This is a genomic window from Pedobacter sp. (assembly GCF_045628745.1).
Taxonomy (GTDB): domain Bacteria; phylum Bacteroidota; class Bacteroidia; order Sphingobacteriales; family Sphingobacteriaceae; genus Pedobacter.
The window spans coordinates 1-4,059 of sequence record NZ_JAZQPU010000470.1; the positions used below are offsets into that span (position 1 = coordinate 1).

Below are 4,059 nucleotides of genomic sequence, written 5' to 3' on the forward strand. Positions count from 1 at the left end.
CGCATTTGCTAAATATGCCGCTGATGGTGTGAGTGATTTAATTATTGATCTTCGTTATAATGGTGGCGGTTATGTAGAAACAGCCGAACACCTCATCAATTTAATTGCGCCTTCTACGGCTACCGGTACGATGTTTAAAGAATATTATAACCAAACGATGAGGGAGAATAAGGCTACCATTCTTTCTCACCAGCTATTATTGGATGAAAACGACAAGCCTCAGGATCAGAATAAGGATGGTAAAAGTGACACTTATGCTGATGTTGATTTTTCTGTTGCCGAGCAAACGACCAAGTTTAGCAAGAAAGGTAACTTAACAGGGGTGGCAAACGTTGTTTTTCTGGTCTCCTGCATCATAATAAAAAACAAGGGAAGAGCTACAATGAGCGCTGCAAACAAAATGGACTTAAAGTCTTTAAATTTAGGACTAAAAGTACCTACATAACGGGCAAGGAGCAGTGCCGTACCAAATTTGGCGAATTCTGAAGGCTGAAGCCTGAAGCTTCCAATAGGAATCCATGCCTGGTTACCGGCAATTTTTCTGCCGACCACCAATACGGCAATGAGTAGTAACATGGTGATGCCATAGACAATGGGAGAGAAGACGCTAAAGAATTTGGCATCAAGCAAGAGGATAGAAAAGCCTAATATCAACCCTGTAACGATAAAGATAAACTGCTTACCGTAATTGCTGCCGAAATCATAAACATCTGAGAGGTCAGGGTTGTAAACCGAAGAATAAATATTGACATAGCCAATGGTACACAGGGCCATATAAATTAAAATGGTAACCCAGTCTACATTGAAAAAGAACCTGCTGCTATTGCCTTGTTGATTGATCATTTTGTAGCACCTGTATTTTTAGAGTTATCATTCGTATTGTTGATGGTAACGGGTATATTACTATTTGTTGCTGGTACAGTGCTTTTTAGGGAAGGCAGTGTTTTTGTTTCCGGCAAAGTGGCTTTATTGTTTAGTGTATCTGCTGTTTTTGGCCAGGCCTTTACCTTTGGCTTAGGCATCTCTGGTAAAACACTTTGTTTTTTCATCCATTCCATTTGGGCTACTCTACCTCTGGATACAGAATCTTTAAGGTATTTTTCGGTAAGGTAACTGGCAATAGGTGCTGCATAAGAAGAACCATAACCAGCATTTTCTACAATAACGGCAATGGCTATCTTTGGGTTATCTCTTGGGGCAAAGCCTATAAATACAGAGTGGTTTTTGCCATGTGGATTTTGTACTGTACCAGTTTTACCACACATGAGTACATCAGGGATTCTGGAAGCTATGGCCGTACCCCATGGCGCATTTACGGCATCTTGCATACCATCAATCACAGGGCCGAAATGCTTTTTGTCTACACCTACATAGTTTTTTTCTACATATTCCTTGCTGATCAGCTTTTTGTCGCCAATAGCTTTGATCAGGTGAGGTTTTACATAATAACCCTGGTTAGCAATGATAGCCATAATATTAGCCATCTGTAATGGAGTGGTGTTCATCTCTCCTTGTCCAATACCCAGGGAAATAACGGTGGTATAACCCCAGTATTTACCATACCATTTGGTATATTCTTCGGAAGTAAATAAAGTGCCTTTACGTTCAAAGGGCATATCTATACCAAGGGGAGTGCCGATACCGAACTTCTGAACTTTATTTCGCCATTCTTCATAGGCTACTTTCTGGCTCTTGTATTTTCTTTGGGTGATGAGTTTTTCAAACACATAACAGGCATAGGTGTTGCAAGACCTTGCCAAGCCTTTGCGCAGGCTGATGGGGCCATCTACGTGTTCGCATTTTACCCAATGGTTCCCTGCACGGTAACCACCCGGACAATTAAAAGTCATGTCAGGATCAATTACCCCATCTTGTAAGCCAATTAAGGCATCTAAAGGTTTAAAAGCTGAACCTGGAGAATAGTATCCTGAGATGGGCCTCACCAAGAAAGGGCGGTTGGGTTGCCCGAAGATGTCCATGTAATTGTTACCCTGCTGGCGACCAACCATTTTATTGGGGTCGTAACCCGGACTGCTTACAAAGGCTAAAACTTCACCTGTAGAAGGTTCTATAGCTACAATACTGCCTACTTTATTTTGCATCAGCTCTTCGCCAAGTCTTTGCAGTTCAATATCAAGGGTGGAGATCACCTTATCGCCAGAGCGTGCTAAAGTGTCGAATTTACCTTCGAGGTAACTTCCCTGCGGTACATTACGTGCATCGTAAAGCATGTTGATCACCCCACGTTCGCCCCTTAAGGCGGTATTATAAAATCTTTCTATACCCGCTTTACCAATATAATCGCCAGGTCTGTAATAGCCTTTCGTGGTGTCAATATCTTTTTGGGTAACCTCTTTGACGTAGCCAAAAAACTGTCCTGCAATACTGTCGGGGTAATGACGTACGGTTCTTCCCTGCACTAAAAAGCCGGGAAAACGACTGAGTTTTTCCTGCAGGGAAGCATAGGTTTGTACAGAAAGTTGTTTTTCAAATGCCGAAGGCTGGTACCGCGATTGGGCAACAGCCTTTTTAAAGCGTTTCCTGAAACCCGGCATGTCGATGCCAATGGTATTACAGAAATCTAAGGTGTCGAAAGGCTTTACCTGGTTGGGGATCACCATTAAATCGTATACTGGTTCGTTTTGTACCAGCACCTTGCCATTGCGGTCAAAAATTACACCCCTGGCAGGGAAAGTGTAAATTTTGCGCAGCACATTACTGTTAGACAAAAGGAAGTATTTGTCGCTCACCACCTGCATGTAAAATAACTGCCCGATGAGGATAAAGCAAACAACAAGTATAATTCCTTGTATCGTATATTTTCTGCTAAACAGATTGTCCATTACCTAAGTCTCCTGTTATAGAATAAAAATTCTATCAAAATGATGATAAACCAGGTGAAAATTCCACCTATCAAACACCTCATTAACGTATAGGAAAGTTCAGATATTTTAAAAGCTTCTAAAACAAATACAACAAGGTGATGAGCGTATATACACAACAGTGAATATAAGGAAAACCATTTAAAACCCATATTACCTAAGGTAGGTTCTGGTTCATCAAATCCATCTCTGTTTACACTGATGGAGATGAACTGTATCCTCACAAATACCAACGCCACACAGGCAGAGGCATGTACCCCCAGGGTATCATAAAAAGCATCCAGCGTTAAGCCTGTGCCAAAAGCAACAAGGTACAACAGGATGTTAGGCATTCTAAATGGAAGTAACAAGAGAAACAGCACATACACAAAAGGGGTAGGCAGTTCATAAAAGCTGAGGTTTCTCAGCAGAATAATTTGGATGAAAAGCAGTAGCAACCACCGGAGTATGTTAATGAGGATAATTTTGCTATTCATTGGGTAACTTAGATTCTAAAGATTTCTGCTCTTCAGCAAATTTATCTTTAATTACATAAACATACTGCAGGGAATTGAAATCATTGAAGAGGTCTATTTCAATGGTTAAGAAATTGTCTCCTGTGGCTATTCCGGCATTACTAATTCTGCCGACAATAATTCCTGGTGGGAAAGAGCCAAAACCAGAGGTAATGACGGTATCTTTTAAATTCACCTTGAAGTGGTTAGGAATATCTTTGATATAAGCTTTGCGGTAATTGTAGTTTTTTTCTCCCCATACCAAAGAGCCTAAAGCATGGTTTTTCTTGATGTTGACACTTATTTTGGTGTCTTTATGCAATAGCGACTGTATGGTGGCCAGGTGAGGAGATACGTCTCTGATGAAACCTACCACACCTTTTAGTGGAGAGATGACAGCCATACCAGCTTTAATGCCATCCACACTGCCTTTGCTAATGGTGATGATGTTGTTTCGTAAAGTAACGGAGTTTTTGATGACCCTTGCAGCAAGGTAAGTGTACTGTTGCTGGGTGAGGGTGTCTTTGACAACAGTGTTTTTAGCACTGTCGATATTTCTCATCTTCAGGAGCTGAGTGTAGAGGTTTGCATTTTCAAAAGCCAGACTATCATTTACTTTACCAAGGTTAGCGTACTTTTTGAGTACGTTCAGTTGCTCATAAGTATTGCCCACAATTTCATTG

At 41.1% G+C, this 4,059-nt stretch carries 4 protein-coding genes and 1 pseudogene; 1 reads left to right on the forward strand and 4 read right to left on the reverse strand.

Annotated elements, in window-relative coordinates; all coding sequences use genetic code 11:
• Positions 1 to 166, forward strand: a pseudogene (locus ACR2F7_RS16845) (S41 family peptidase); the annotation flags it as partial.
• A gap of 86 nt (positions 167 to 252) precedes the next feature.
• Here ACR2F7_RS16845 and ACR2F7_RS16850 read toward each other — a convergent pair.
• From ACR2F7_RS16850 to mreC, 4 genes are all read right to left on the reverse strand, one after another.
• Complete coding sequence (locus ACR2F7_RS16850) at positions 253 to 843, reverse strand: FtsW/RodA/SpoVE family cell cycle protein (RefSeq protein WP_432714700.1); 591 nt, start codon at positions 841 to 843, stop codon at positions 253 to 255.
• Complete coding sequence (gene mrdA, locus ACR2F7_RS16855; RefSeq protein ID WP_432714701.1) at positions 840 to 2,843, reverse strand: penicillin-binding protein 2; 2,004 nt, start codon at positions 2,841 to 2,843, stop codon at positions 840 to 842. Before mrdA ends, ACR2F7_RS16850 begins: the two co-directional genes overlap by 4 nt.
• The gene (locus ACR2F7_RS16860; protein ID WP_432714702.1) at positions 2,843 to 3,358 is read right to left on the reverse strand and encodes a rod shape-determining protein MreD; all 516 of its coding nucleotides are present in this window, start codon (positions 3,356 to 3,358) and stop codon (positions 2,843 to 2,845) included. Before ACR2F7_RS16860 ends, mrdA begins: the two co-directional genes overlap by 1 nt.
• On the reverse strand, positions 3,351 to 4,059 hold a 709-nt coding region (mreC, locus tag ACR2F7_RS16865), incomplete at its 5' end, for a rod shape-determining protein MreC (RefSeq protein ID WP_432714703.1). The genes mreC and ACR2F7_RS16860, both read right to left, overlap by 8 nt.

Bases quoted from the DNA above. Each gene is read 5' to 3' on its own strand.
- ACR2F7_RS16860 (WP_432714702.1), bottom strand. From the start codon at position 3,358: ATGAATAGCAAAATTATCCTCATTAACATACTCCGGTGGTTGCTACTG.
- ACR2F7_RS16850 (WP_432714700.1), bottom strand. From the start codon at position 843: ATGATCAATCAACAAGGCAATAGCAGCAGGTTCTTTTTCAATGTAGAC.
- mrdA (WP_432714701.1), bottom strand. From the start codon at position 2,843: ATGGACAATCTGTTTAGCAGAAAATATACGATACAAGGAATTATACTT.